The organism is Dyadobacter luticola (assembly GCF_005860805.1).
Taxonomy (GTDB): Bacteria; Bacteroidota; Bacteroidia; order Cytophagales; family Spirosomataceae; genus Dyadobacter; species Dyadobacter luticola.
In genome coordinates this window covers 58,156-72,483 of the sequence record NZ_VCEJ01000005.1, presented here as the reverse complement: position 1 = coordinate 72,483, position 14,328 = coordinate 58,156, and the positions used below count along the sequence as shown (strand labels likewise).

The 14,328-nt window shown below is 46.3% G+C and carries 8 protein-coding genes; 3 read left to right on the top strand and 5 right to left on the bottom strand.

Annotated features, from left to right (window positions below):
• Positions 1 to 19: 19 nt before the first annotated feature.
• Positions 20 to 1,093, bottom strand: coding sequence for an efflux RND transporter periplasmic adaptor subunit (locus FEN17_RS19365; protein ID WP_138367050.1), 1,074 nt, complete (start codon positions 1,091 to 1,093; stop codon positions 20 to 22).
• A gap of 316 nt (positions 1,094 to 1,409) precedes the next feature.
• Here FEN17_RS19365 and FEN17_RS19360 point away from each other — a divergent pair, with 316 nt between their 5' ends.
• Together FEN17_RS19360 and FEN17_RS19355 are read left to right on the top strand one after the other, a co-directional pair.
• Complete coding sequence (locus FEN17_RS19360; RefSeq protein WP_229208899.1) at positions 1,410 to 7,415, top strand: alpha-2-macroglobulin family protein; 6,006 nt, start codon at positions 1,410 to 1,412, stop codon at positions 7,413 to 7,415.
• On the top strand, positions 7,360 to 8,583 hold the full coding sequence (locus FEN17_RS19355; protein WP_310589772.1) for an RNA ligase family protein: 1,224 nt from the start codon (positions 7,360 to 7,362) through the stop codon (positions 8,581 to 8,583). Before FEN17_RS19360 ends, FEN17_RS19355 begins: the two co-directional genes overlap by 56 nt.
• On the opposite strand, the gene FEN17_RS19350 is transcribed toward FEN17_RS19355, so the two are convergent.
• Positions 8,480 to 9,694 (bottom strand): DegT/DnrJ/EryC1/StrS family aminotransferase, encoded by a 1,215-nt coding sequence (locus FEN17_RS19350; protein ID WP_138367047.1) that lies wholly within the window; start codon positions 9,692 to 9,694, stop codon positions 8,480 to 8,482. The two genes, FEN17_RS19355 and FEN17_RS19350, sit on opposite strands and share 104 nt — an antisense overlap.
• A gap of 149 nt (positions 9,695 to 9,843) precedes the next feature.
• Here FEN17_RS19350 and FEN17_RS19345 point away from each other — a divergent pair, with 149 nt between their 5' ends.
• Positions 9,844 to 11,130 (top strand): hypothetical protein, encoded by a 1,287-nt coding sequence (locus FEN17_RS19345; protein ID WP_138367046.1) that lies wholly within the window; start codon positions 9,844 to 9,846, stop codon positions 11,128 to 11,130.
• A 7-nt stretch (positions 11,131 to 11,137) separates the two neighbouring features.
• Here the strand turns inward: FEN17_RS19345 and FEN17_RS27715 are convergent, their stop codons facing one another.
• The 3 genes from FEN17_RS27715 to FEN17_RS19335 are packed head-to-tail and all read right to left on the bottom strand — an operon-like array spanning position 11,138 to position 14,301.
• Positions 11,138 to 11,584 carry a metallophosphoesterase family protein gene (locus tag FEN17_RS27715; RefSeq protein ID WP_229208898.1) on the bottom strand — a complete coding sequence of 149 codons (447 nt, stop codon included), beginning with the start codon at positions 11,582 to 11,584 and terminating at the stop codon, positions 11,138 to 11,140.
• A 30-nt stretch (positions 11,585 to 11,614) separates the two neighbouring features.
• Positions 11,615 to 12,919 carry a fibronectin type III domain-containing protein gene (locus FEN17_RS19340; RefSeq protein ID WP_229208897.1) on the bottom strand — a complete coding sequence of 435 codons (1,305 nt, stop codon included), beginning with the start codon at positions 12,917 to 12,919 and terminating at the stop codon, positions 11,615 to 11,617.
• Positions 12,920 to 12,942: 23 nt separating this feature from the next.
• Positions 12,943 to 14,301, bottom strand: a complete 1,359-nt coding sequence (locus tag FEN17_RS19335) for a PhoPQ-activated pathogenicity-related family protein (RefSeq protein ID WP_138367045.1) — start codon at positions 14,299 to 14,301, stop codon at positions 12,943 to 12,945.
• Positions 14,302 to 14,328: the final 27 nt, after the last annotated feature.

The window sequence follows — 14,328 nt, the reverse complement described above, 5'->3', positions numbered from 1 at the left end:
GGGATTAAAATGCTTTTTCTCAGTTCACTTTCACAGTTGTATTCGGTTTGATCGCGATGATCCCCGAAGTGATCAGCGAGTCGCCCGGCTGCAACCCTTCTATAATCTGTATCTTTTTATCGGTACGCAGACCAGTCGTCACCATCGCTTCCTGCGCCTTGCCATTTTTTACAATAAATACCTTTTTACCCTTCAAAACCGGCACAATGGCCTCCGTAGGGATCATCATGGCCGATTTGTTGGCATCGAGATCCGCCAGGATTTTCACGAACATACCCGGCACAAACCTCGACTGCGGATTTTGCGCGATCGCCCTCACCCGCAATGTTCTCAGATTTTCATCCACCTTAGGATCAATCGCCAGAATTTTGGCATTGAAGGTGGAGGGATCGCCGTCGAGGTTGAATTTCACCACATTACCGACGCGGATATTCGGCGTGTATTTTTCAGGAACTGTAAAATCGATTTTGACAGGATTGCTCTGCACGATGGTCACGACGGGCGTACCCGGTGCCATATATGCGCCTTCACTGATGTATTTCAAACCGATCTTACCATTAAAAGGCGCACGAATTTCAGTTTTGGCCAGCTGCGCTTCGAGGATTTCCTTCTCGGCGTCCAGCACACGTATATTGTTGGTAGTGAGGTCGTACTCTTCCAGGTTGATCGCTTCCACATTCAAAAGCTTTTTCTGGCGCGCCTCAATTTTTCGGCTGAGATCCTGGTTATAAATCACTTTTTGCAGCTGACCTTTCAATTCACGATCGTCGATTTTACCAATCAATTGACCTTTGATAACATTGGCTCCTTCCTGGATGCTCAGCTTGACGAGCCTGCCAGTTGCCTCGGCCATCAGGTTTACTTCTTCGTTTGGTAAAATGGTACCCGCCGCAAATATTTGATTTTCAATCGTTTCTTTTCCAACAACATATACATCCACAGGCACAGCGCCACCGCCCGAAGACTTGGCGCTTTTGCTATCCCCGCCTTTTTTTCCTTCGGCACCTTTATCATTTCCCGGTTTGGAAAACACAAAGAGCTTCCCTAAAACCAGCACGACGATGACAACTGCAACCAGTATTATTGTACGCATAATATTTACTGAAAATAAATTTCGTCTTAAAAGAAGGCTTGATAATTATATTTCTTTAAATGACTTATTTAAAGATACTTCATATTGTAGAAAGCGACAATGAGTTACTTTCTTACCGTCAAGGTCAACATTATTCTGGGCTGCAAACTTCAAAGCACCGCTTACCTTAGAATAAAAGATCGGAAGCCGAAGGTTCAATGAATGCGGGAGCTTGTTACAGGATTGCTTACATTAACAGCACATTTATCCTTCTTTTTCAGCCATGAAAACAAAGTCACTTTTCCTTTTTCTCACACTATTCTTATTTTTTATTTCGATGAAAACAAATGCTCAGTTAGCGCCAAAAACTTACAGCCCGCAGTGGAAAATTGTGGAAGAAGCGATGCAAAAAGGGCTTCCCAAGTCGGCTTTGGAGGAGGTTAACAAAATTTACAAACAGGCAAAAGCGGAAAAACAGGATGCGCAGGTTATCAAAGCCGTCACTCATATGATCGGGTTGAATGCGGAAAATCAGGAAAATTTTGAGCAGAAATCAATTGATGAACTGAAAAAGGAAATTTCGGAAACGCAGGGAGCTGTGAAGGCAATACTGACATCCTTTCTGGCAAAAAAATATCTGAGTTACTACTATCAACATCGGTGGCAGCTTTATGAAAGAACTGCTGTCGAAGGGGCGAAAAGCGAGGACATAACAACCTGGTCAACAGGAGAATTTCACAAAAAAATAACACAACTTTATCTTGAATCTCTTCAACCTGAAGCTGATTTGAAAAAGACCTTACTGGCACCTTTCGACGAGATCATTCAAAAAGGTAATGTGCGCAAACTGCGCCCAACTTTATACGACCTGCTGGCCCAGGAAGCATTGCAATACTTTTCATCGGATGAGCGGAACATTAAAAAACCAACTTATGCCTTCGAAATCAGTACTGCCTCCGCTTTCGACCCAGCCGCAGATTTTGCACATCGAAAATTTGAATCCAAAGATTCGACCGAGCTGGAATATTTTGCACTGACCTTATATCAGAAACTAGTCGCTTTTCACCTCGAAGATCCGAAGCCGGATGCGCTGATAGACATTGATTTACAGCGCTTACAGTACGTCCGGCAAAAATCCGTGCATCCGGATAAGGAGCAGCTTTATTATATGGCCGTCAACCACATTGCGCAGCAGTATGAATCTATCCCGGCTGCTGCTCAGGCTTGGTGTATGGTTGCCGCCTGGCATAATGATCGCGGGAATGGATATGAACCTTTTGGTGATACTACTGCCCGTTTTGAGCGGGTAAAGGCTGCGGAAATTTGCGATAAGATAATCCGTGAAAATCCAAATTCCGAAGGCGGCATCAATGCGCATAACTTGCTAAATACTATTCGGGAGAAAAGCATTTCGTTCCAGACGGAAAATGTAAATGTGCCTGAAAAACCATTTCTGGCGCTTTTTAACTACCGCAACATTGACCGCGTTTTCCTTCGGATTGTTCCCGCGACGGACGAGGTGAAAAAGAAAATGGAAAGACAAGGCGAAGGACTTTGGAATGATCTGGTTGCCGCGAAACCGATCCGAAGCTGGCAGCAGGTATTGCCCGACACCAAAGATCATCAGGAACATCTGGTGGAAATCAAGATTGACGCGCTGCCTATTGGTGAATATATACTGATTGCCAGCTCGGGCGCTGATTTTACCAATCCCAAAGCATTGCTGGGAGCCCGGCTGGTGATTGTTTCCAACATTAGTTATGTCCGGAACGGGCAGGATATGTTTGTTTTGAATAGGGATAATGGTCAGCCGATACCAAGCGCTACTGTCAAAATCTCGCAAATGGCTTTTGATTACAACCTGCGAATCAACAAAAAGCTGAAAAGCGACCAGTATATCACGGATTTAAATGGTCATATCAAAACAGCGCGCGAGGATACCATTAAAAATTACTGGACCGAACAGGTAGAAATTACCACAGCAAAGGATAAGCTAGCGCTTCCGGCGGCGAACCGGACCTATTATCGGGAGGAAGCAGACGTCGAAGAGTATAAAACCTTTTTATTTACCGACAGGAGCATTTATCGGCCTGGCCAAACGGTCTTTTTTAAAGGAATTGTTTGCGACAGTACGGCCACAAGCAGCAGTTCGACGGATAGTATAAGCGTAGTTCTCACTAATGCCAACGGTGAAGAAGTTGAGAAAAAGGAATTTAGAACCAATGAATATGGCAGCTTTTCAGGTTCGTTTCAGTTGCCTAAAAATGCGTTGAACGGCACCTTTAAAATTGTTACCGACGATTTGGACGAAATTTCCTTTCAGGTGGAAGAATACAAGAGGCCAAAATTTGAAGTCAGTTTCGACACTTTGAAGGTGGCTTACAAAGTGAATGATATCATCCGGATAACTGGCGTCAGCAGGGCCTATGCCGGTAATGCAATCGACGGAGCGAAAGTTTCTTACCGCGTAACCCGCGTGCCACGATACATTTATCGGTGGCGATCGAAGAGCTGGCTGCCACCGGTGTCCCCGCTGGAAATTGCTCACGGAGAAACCACAACAGATGTTACCGGCAAATTCCTGATCACTTTTGAAGCATTGCCGGATTTAAAAATCGACAAAAAACAGGATCCCGTTTTTGACTATGATGTCAAGGTGGACATTACCGATAGCAATGGTGAGACACGCAGCGAATACACGAAAATTTCGGTTAGTTATAAATCCATTTTGCTCCGTGCCGACATTCCTGATAAGATTTTTGCTGATAGTTTAAAGTCGCTTTCAATCCGGACGGAGAATATAAATGGTGAATTTTTGCCGGCCGAGGTAAAGGTGATTATTTCAAGTCTGACTCCTGAAACGCGACTCATCCGTGAACGCTACTGGGCGCGTCCCGATCAGTTTGTTATATCGAAAGCCGACTACATTCAGGATTTTCCTCACGACGAATACAATGATGAAACTGATCCGACAAACTGGGTTGTCAAGAATGTTGTGTTAGAAAAAAGCCAAATGCTGCAAAATGATAAGGATTTTGCGCTTTCCGAAGCAAATCTGCCAGCTGGATTTTATAGGATAGAAGTCGTCACCCAAGACCAATCTGGCGAAGAAATTAAAGAGGTTAAATACACGGAATTGATAAAATCTAAAAGCGATAAGAGCGCGCAACCGGTGTATTTATCAACTACGGCGAGCAAGCCAATCGAGCCGGGTGAAACGGCCAGCATTCAAATCGGCTCTTCTGCGGATCATTTGTTTTTAATCAGCAAAACCGGTCAAAAGGCGAAGCAAACATCCCCTTTTTCATTTTCTCAATTAAATAATCAGGTCCAAACTTTCCGACACACCGCCACCGAGGAAGATCGCGGCGGATATGTGGTTTCTTATCTGTTTGTAAAACATAACCGCATTTACGAACACCAGGAAACAATTCATGTTCCTTGGACCAATAAAGAACTTCGAATTGAATACCTGACATTCCGGGACAAAACGCTGCCCGGAAGCAAGGAACAGTGGAAAGTGAAAATTTCAGGATACAAAAAAGAAAAGATAGCGGCTGAAATGCTCGCGTCGATGTACGACGCTTCGCTGGATCAGTTTGTCTTGCATCATTGGCAGAAACCGAATTTGCATTTATCATCGCTGCCAGAGCAGAACTGGGATTCGTACCGAAACTTTAAAGAAGAAGCAGCTTACATCCGGTATGTGAATAATGGCGTATACCGATCCAACGATAAAATCTACGACAGGCTGTTACTGGACGATTTTTATGAGATCAAAAGTGCGGTTATCGCTGACAAAACCGGCAGAAACCGACGGATTCAGAAAGCTATTGTTGGGGCAAATACCAAAATGAATCAGGCAGCGCCGGAAGAGGAAATGTCCATGGCAATTGGTGGAAATGCATCTGCTCTTGCGGAAGTCGTAACCGTGGGTTATGGCGTCCAAAAAACCCCTGCATCATCAAAAAATCCCACCGCAGCAGACATTGCGCCTCGCAAAAATTTCAACGAAACCGCCTTCTTCCTTCCCGAATTGCGCACAAATGAAGACGGTGAAATCGAATTCTCCTTCACATTGCCCGAGGCATTGACGCGCTGGAAATTCCAGGCGCTGGTGCATACGAAAGATTTGGCGTTCGGGTATAGCTCCAAAGAGATCATTACCCGGAAGGAATTGATGGTGCAGCCCAATGCGCCCCGGTTTTTGCGGGAAGGTGATCAGATCAATTTTCCGGTGAAAGTGGCCAATATTTCGGATCAAGCGCTTACCGGGACTGTTTCTTTGCAGCTTTTTGATACCGAAACCAATCAGCCGGTTGACGTTCAATTTAAAAATCAAACAGGTAGTCAACCCTTTTCAATCCAGGCGGGACAGAATACCAATGTTTCTTTTTCGCTGGAAGTGCCGAAGGGTTTTACCAAAACATTGACCTGGCGGGCGGTGGCTAAGGCGGGAAATTTGTCGGATGGGGAGGAAAACATTTTGCCTGTGCTGTCCAACCGCATGCTGGTTACCGAAAGTTTGACTTTGAATGTGCGAGGTGCAGCTGCGAAGGATTTCAGGTTTGAAAAACTGCTTAGTTCCGGCAACTCCAAAACATTAACACACCAAAAACTAACGGTTGAATACACCAGCAACCCGGCCTGGTACGCTGTGCAGGCGCTTCCGTACCTGATGGAATATCCGTACGAATGTGCCGAGCAAACCTGGAACCGCTACTATGCCAATGCTTTGGCTGCACAAATTGTGAGCACTTCGCCCCGCATTGCGAAGGTTTTTGAAACCTGGAAAAATGCGGACACTACCGCCCTGATGAGTAATCTGGAAAAGAACCAGGAGCTCAAATCTGTGCTGCTGGAAGAAACGCCGTGGGTGTTACAGGCCAAATCGGAATCGGGGCAAAAAAGGAACATTGCTTTGCTTTTTGATCTCGTAAAAATGAAAAGCGAGCTTACCGGAAATCTGGAAAAATTGCTGCAAATGCAGAGCGAAAACGGCAGTTTTCCCTGGTTTAAAGGTGGATACGAAGACAGGTATATTACGCAATACATTGTGACGGGTATCGGGCACCTGGCAAAAACTGGTTTCTTTTTGGCAAAGGAAAACCGGAATATCGAACCGATTTTAGACAAAGCACTGAGCTATCTCGACAAAAAAATTAAAGAAGACTATGACAATCTAATCAAGTATAAATCCGACCTGAAACAATATGCTCCCGGGCCAGTGCAGGTGCAGTATCTCTATCTCAGAAGTTTTTTTGCTGATAAACCGGTCGCTTCAGCTTCGCAAAAGGCTTATCAATATTTCAGGGAGCGGGCTGGTGTAACGTGGGTTACTCAATCGAAATATTTGCAGGGAATGATTGCATTGACATTGAACCGCGGCCGCGAGAAAGTCACGGCAAAAGCCATCCTGAAATCTTTGCGGGAAACTGCCGTCGTAAATGAAGAAATGGGGATGTACTGGAAAAGCAACCAGCGCGGCTGGTGGTGGTATGAGGCGCCGATCGAGCGGCAGGCGCTACTGATCGAGGCATTTCAGGAAATCGAAAACGACACCAAGACCGTCGATGCTTTGAAAACCTGGCTTTTGAAAAACAAGCAGACCAATGCCTGGGAAAGCACAAAAGCCACTGCCGAGGCTTGCTATGCATTGCTCATGCAGGGCAGCAACTGGCTGACCGAGGACAAAACTGCGCTGATACATTTGGGAGAAACTACCATTCAATCGGACGCGAACAGTCCGGAGGCGGGCACCGGCTATTTCAAAAAATCCTTCGAAAGCGACCAGATTTCAGTTTCAATGGGTAATGTGCACATTGAAACAAAGAGCGAAACCCAAACTTCCGCACCATCCTGGGGCGCAGTGTACTGGCAATATTTCGAAGATCTGGACAAAATCATATTTGCCGAAACACCTCTGAAACTTTCCAAAAAGCTTTTCATCGAAAGAAACACAGACAAAGGCCCAACACTAACCGCCATCAACGAAGGCGATAAGCTACATATCGGCGACAAAATCACAGTCCGCATAGAACTCCGCGCCGACCGCGATATGGAATATGTGCACATGAAAGACATGCGTGCGTCAGGCCTGGAACCTGTGAATGTTTTAAGCAGCTACAAATGGCAAGGCGGCCTCGGCTACTACGAAACCACCAAAGACGCGAGCACCAATTTCTTTTTTAGTGCAATTCGAAAGGGCACTTATGTCTTCGAGTACCCACTTTTTGTAGCCCATGAAGGGGATTTTAGCAATGGGGTGACGAGTATTCAATGTATGTATGCACCGGAGTTTACGGCGCATAGTGAGGGGGTTAGGGTGCGGGTTGGGAAGTAAATGGTATCATTTTCACACACTAATGAATAATTTATCAGAATACGAAAAAATCCCTTCCAGCCTGAAAAGCCTGGTATCGGACGAAAAAATCAGCAGTCGGCTAAATAAGCTGGACTGGGTTGTCACCGAAAAAATTCACGGGGCCAATTTCCGGTTCATCTATCAGGATAACCGGCTGCATTTTGGAAAAAGAAAAGAATTTCTGAAATGGGAAGATGATTTTTTCGGCTTCCAAATAGTGGTTGCGAAATTGGAATCCGCAGTTACCCAGCTGTTTGAGCAGATCAAACTGGATCTTAATGCTGATAAAATAATTATCTATGGAGAGCTGTTCGGAGGGATTTATCCGCACCCGGATGTGAACAGTAACGCGACAGTCGAAGCTATTCAAACGGGTGTTTATTACTCGCCTGATATCGAGTTTTGCGCGTTTGATATTGCTATTGAAAATCATTTTACCTCGTCAAAGAACTATCTCAGCTACGAAATAGCGATAGCCTATTTCCAAAAATTCAACATTCTCCACGCCAAACCCTTGAAAATTGGCAAACTATCGGAGGTCATGGATTTTGACCTGAGAATCGACAGCCGAGTTCCCAAACAACTGAAACTTCCACTTATTCAAGACAATTTGATCGAGGGTGTTGTGATTAAACCGTTTGGAGACATCTCTACCGATACCTTGGGGTTCAGGCCGATTATCAAGATTAAAAACCGGGAGTTCGAGGAGGATAAAAAGTATTTGGAGGCCCGTAATTGGTCTTTTTCATCCAGCATATCGTCTTTATCCGAAGATCTAAATTTCCTTATGGATGAACTAAGAAATTATGTAAATGACAACCGGTTAAACAGCGTTTTATCAAAAATTGGAATCCTTCGTTCAGAAAATCAAACCAGACTGCAGGAGGTAATACAGGAATTTTTGGAAGATGTTTTGGTAGATTTTAATATCAACAATGAAAATATTCTTGCTGAACTGACACCAGAACAAAATCACTGGATCAGACAGCGGGTTCAATCGGAAATTATGCAGCTGCTTTCTTCAAAAAAACAAGCTTTCAATTTTAGCTCACCGCCTCCTGAATTTTCAAAATCGCCCGCACAAACCCTTCCATATCCTCCTTCTCCCCCAGCATCGCATGCTGCAAAATCCAAACCGCATCCGTAGCGCAAGCCTGTTCGGCTACCGGGCAGAAAGTCTGGCTGTAATCCGCAGTTTCTGGAATCGCGTAGCACATCCAGTTCTTGTTCTGAAACAAAGGCTGTTTGTAGAGCGGATGCGGGTAGCCTCTGAAACTCGGCACGCCTTCGGCGGCCAGCATTTCGGCAAATTCGTTTTTGGGCAGACCTCCAAAATGCTCTGCGTCATATTTGAAAATGTAGATGTGGTAGCAGTGTAGGGTAATGTACTCGCTTCGCGAAAGTGGCGTGATGCCTTTTACGTTTGTGAGTAACTCATTCAGGTAGAGGCCATTTTCATTTCGTTTTTTGGTTTGCTCTTCCAACCTTTTAAGCTGCGCGGAAAGCAAAACCGCCTGCATTTGCGTGATTCGATAATTACAGCCCGGATTGTAATGATCATACCACTGCCCGCCTTCGATCCGGCCAACATTGCGCAGGGAATGCATCATCGCATACAATTCGTCATCGTCGGTGATGACAATACCGCCTTCACCGGAAGTCAGGTTTTTGGATGATTGGAAACTAAAACTACCTACGTGACCGATAGAGCCCAGTTTTTTGCCTTTGTATTCCGCGCCGTGACCGTGGGCGGCGTCTTCGATTACTTTTAATCCGTGACGATTGGCAATTTCCATAATCGCATCCATATCGCAGGAAAGCCCGCCGAAATGCACCGGGATAATGACTTTGGTCCGGTCGGTAATCGCGGCTTCGATGGCGGCGGGGCTAATGTTATAAGTATCCGGATCGATGTCCACGAATACCGGCACGCAGTTACATTCGATTACCGAGGAAGCCGTGGTGATAAACGTATATGGTGGCACGATCACTTCGTCGCCGGGTTTTACGCCGCATGCAATCAGCGCCAATCGGAGCGAAACCGAACCATTTACACAAGTGATGGCATATTTACTCCCGCAATAAGCCGCAAATTCCTTTTCGAATTTTTCAACTTCATCCCCGCAGTCCGGGTTACCCCACTTGCCACTCTGTACGATGGCCGCCACTGCATTTACCTCCTGCTCATCATAAATCGGCCAGTTGAATGTTTTGCTGATCGTTTTCGGTCCACCATTAATTGCCAGGTCCTGTGACATACTTTCTTGCTCGATTTTACATTGTGCTCCTCCACATTCCATACTTCGAAGGCCGACTTTCAGGCTATTTTTCTATCCCAAAAACCGCTTTATAGTCCGTTTTCACCATAAGCAGGTATTTATCGCACAAACCCTTATTCCGAAAATGCATGAATAACAAGCCACTGCTTTTCAATTTACTGATCGCCGGAATGTCATTGGGGACCGCCTGGGCGATCCGCGGACAATTTGGTCACGAGCAGGCTGCTGCCTGGGCCGGTGGCATCGGCGGATTGGCGATTGTGCTGCTCTCGAGACGCACCGACTGGTATGCCAAAGCCTTCCAGCTTACATTGGCTTCGGCGGCTGGCTGGGGCATCGGCGGGATCATCAGTTATGGAAAAGTGGTGGGTTACGCCCGGGGATTGGACTTCGAAAATGTGTATTACGGCTTTTTAATGTTGCTCATCATCGGCGGGTTGTTTGGACTTGTCGGAGGGGGATTGTTTGGGTTAACCTTAGCTTCAAGCCGCCAAAAACCCGTCAAATGGGCGCAGCTGCTCACAGAAATGACCACCGGGGCAATCCTTTTTTATTATTTCCTGATTGAGGAGCTCGGCTGGCTCATGACGCCGCCACGCTCCGAAGCCTGGGCGGCGGGTGTTGGCATGACAGTCGCGCTATTCTGGTACATGATCCGGCACAAGCAACATTCAGCGATCAGGCTGGCAGTTTTTGCCGGTTTAGGTGGTGGCTTTGGTTTCGCATTCGGCAATTTTCTGCAAGTGATGGGCAGTGTTTCCGGGATCAAATTCAACTTCTGGAATGTGATGGAATACTCGATCGGCTTTTTCGGCGGGTTGGGGATGGCTTATGGGACTTTCACCAGCGAGTGGGAAAAATCGGAAGAAACCGTTTCAAGAAAAAATCTGATCGCACCGATCGTCATTCTTACGCTCGTCCTGCCATTTGTAGTCTGGGACCAATCTTTCGAAACGCAGCGACTCGTCGAAACGATCCAGTCATTCAGCGAAACAGCCGACGCACTCGGCGTAGTCAAATATGTCAAACTGTTGGCATTACTGCTTGTACTAGCATTCAGCAGCTTTTCACTCTACTGGTTTTATTTCAAGAAACGCACCGAATTTATTGAACTGCAACAAAAAGAATTGCAGCTTTTTTTCTTCTCCTACCTCGGCCTGTCCACCATTTACAGCCTGCTCATCACCTGCGCTTTCATGAGCCTGTACCGCATTGAGCAATATTTGTACATTGTCAATATAGCTGCGATTGGCTTTTTGATAAACAAATTCGACAGTCACTTCTCCCAGCGTGGCCTGAATGTGAGCCGCTGGGTGGTCAATTTCATTTTCATCCTGGCATTTTTCGCGATACTGACAGCGGTAGCGATTAGTACGCATGGAGAGTTAAAGGGGGCGAATGTGCGGTTTGAGTAAGAAGGCGCTATTTGGAAATCACCAACTCATCTTTCACATTCCCCTCAGGATCAAAACATTTATAAAAAAGCTGATCACCTTTAATGGATATATGCTGATAAAGCGGCCCATTCCGATAACGTTTAACGGCATACTCCTCCTCATTCCAGATTTCCTGCTTGCCCGGAACGCTGATCGACATCATGTAAATTGTACCTTTCACTGGTGAGTCTACGGCTTTTCCGGCATACATCGGCTTGGTGCGGAGATAATAATGCATGTGCCCATTCATGACCATATCCACGTGGTATTTGTCAAATAGCGAGCACCATTCGCGCATGATTTCGTCGTAAGGCTCTTCCACATTGTAGGGTGGAAAATGGAACATCGCGAACTTCCATTTTGCCTTGCTGTTTTTCAATTGTTCCTCGATCCAGGCCGTCTGATTGGGAATGGACAATGTTACGTCCAACATTAAAAACAGCGCATCACCATAATGATAAGCTTAAGACATTTCCGTCGGCTGACTAGCCGGGCCGTTTTCGGGCAGACTGAACATATCCTTGTACATGCCGCCGCCCAATCCGTCCTGACTATCATGGTTCCCCGGCACCGGCATCAGCGGGCGCGAAATGAATGTGCCTTTGCTATGGTCCCACAATTGGTCCCACTCGTCGCGATGCAAACCTGTACTTACGAGGTCGCCGGCGATTTGAAAAAAAGCGGTTTCCGGATGCCTCTTCACTGCTTTTTGAGCCATATCTCCCCAGATCGGAGAAAAATGCGTGTCGCCAAACCAGATAAACGAGAAGTCCTTATTCTGGTCCGGCGCAGTCCTGAAAGGCTCTGGCGACGTCCATTTAATGTTGTCGGCGGCGATGGCATAATGGTAGGACGTAGCGGGTTCTAACTTTTTGATTTTAGCTGTAAATCGATTTACATACCGGTCATTCTGCAAAAGCCGGTCATCCATTTTAAAAGCCGACGCCTCGGTGAAAAGCGTATCCTTCGAGCCATCCTGCCAATATTTTACCTTTCCGGTTGTGATTTTCGGATTTGTGCGCCACTGAATATCCACGGAGGTTTGAGGATCGCCGCTCCATGTGAGAATCACCTGATCGGGCGTCGCGGACGAAGGCGTCGCGGTTTTTCTGAATGCATTAATAAGATGTGCCTCCCGCGCCCGGCCGCGCACCGTCGTAAATAGGACCTCCCCTTTCAGCTGGTCCGGTACTTCCGTCAACGTCAGGCCGTCCCAATCGTGGTAGGTAAATGCCCCGACACACAATGTATCCAGCTTGTATTGAGCAGGAACCACATTTGAAATTTCAAGTTTGTCACGTTCGTTTTGTGGTGCTACGCTGATAAAATAGACGGGCCGGTGTTTATCAAAACCATTAATTCCAAGTCCTATCTCGCCTTTTTCAAAATCCTTTTGCCAAACTTCATAACCATATTCTTCATTTCTAACGAACATCGGAGTCTTCTTGAAACCGCTTTTTTCCAGCCAGAAAGGCAGAACTTTCTGCGCGGTATCCCGCATGAGCGAGACCCGTACCGGCACATTTGCTTCAAAGGTCCAGAAGCGCGTTGCCAATATTTCTTTGTCCTCTTCACTCAAAAATCCGAGAATGTAGGGTTCCGAAATCGTGTCGAGCTGGGCAGGAGTCAACTTTTCATAAAGCCTTGTCACCGCATCATCGATCACTTTTTTGACTGTACCTGAGGATTTTGCCTTTTCTTTTTGGCAAGAGAATAACATTGTGCCCGCAAGTAGCAGGCACATAATGGGCAGGATTCTGAATTTCATGAGCGGATTCTAATGCTTCAAATTTACAAAAGTGCCTTACTGCTCGTCAGGAACACGCGGGTACTTTCTGTGTAAATGTCGCCTTTCGGGGTTTTGTATTTCAAATCCACATAAAACGCACGGAAGCCGCTGGCCGGGAATGTGGCCGAGACTTTTACGGAAGCTTTATTCTTGATACCCAGACTTTTACTCGTCCATTTATCATCCCGCAAATCCTGGTCCGCAGAATTCGCAGACCATAAAATCACATCTTCCAGCACATCGGCCGTGGTTTTAATGTCCAGGTTCACGCTATTTCCTGCCACAGACTGCGTCCACTTGCATTGGGTATAAGGCTTTTTATTGACCGTAGCTCCGAAAAACGCGCTCAATGCTTCAATCGCCTGCTTGCCGCCGCCAAGGTCGTGGCCAGCATTAGGGACGTAGTGCAGCATATTGTTGCCGGGAATGTTGTCGAGGTAATTTTTAATGTTATCCACCACCCAATATTCATCATTCGTGCCCATAAAAATCATTTTCGGCATCGTCAGTTTGGCGCGGTAAGTATATGGATCGATCATTGTTGTGATCGCCTGGCCGTCAGGTGAGCCGGTCGATTGTGGAATGCCGAGTTTCACGTAATCCTCGATCTGCACACTGTAATCGCCCCACGATTTGATCTGATAATCAAGACTTACCGGCATATTCAAAACGTCGATGACCATCGGCGCAATCGCCTCTACCCGCTTGTCGCTCGCCCCAGTCAACCAGGTGGTCCAGCCGCGTTTGGATGCGCCGGTTACCACGAAGCGGTTTACAGGATGATTCAATTTTTGTTTGGAAAACTCCTGCACCGCGTCCATCGCCCGCACCGCGCTTTTTACCATCGGGAAAAGCAGCGGCCAGCTGTAATCCTTGTCCTTTTTCCAGTTATGCAAAGTGTAGGAAATCAGCGCGTCCTCCGTCAGATCTCCAAAAAATGGCTGGTTTGGGGTTTGCTTTAAAAGTGCGACGATCGCATTATTAGTCTGCGCGACATTGCCGAGAGAGACGTACATATCGTCGTCTTTTTTGTTATTCCAATTCGGCAGACCGTCGGTATTGTGGCCGCCGGTGATGAAAAGCAATGCATCGTCGTGCTTGTTTTCTTTGGGAACGATCACTGTCAGCTGGTGCGTCCAGGTAAATTCGCGCCATTTTTGCGAAGTAAGCAGCACATTGTAATAAGTCAGGTCGCCACGGACGAAAGAATCTTTAAGCTCCCATTTAAACGTCTTGTCGCCATTGTTCAGATAACTCTCCAGCGCACTTTCGGGGGTGATTTTCTGGGCTTTAACAGTAAAAATGAGGGCAGTTTGGATCATTAAAAGTTTGATCCCGGTTTTGATGAATTTTAAAAACATAAGCGGATAAATGTGGTGGTAAAAAGG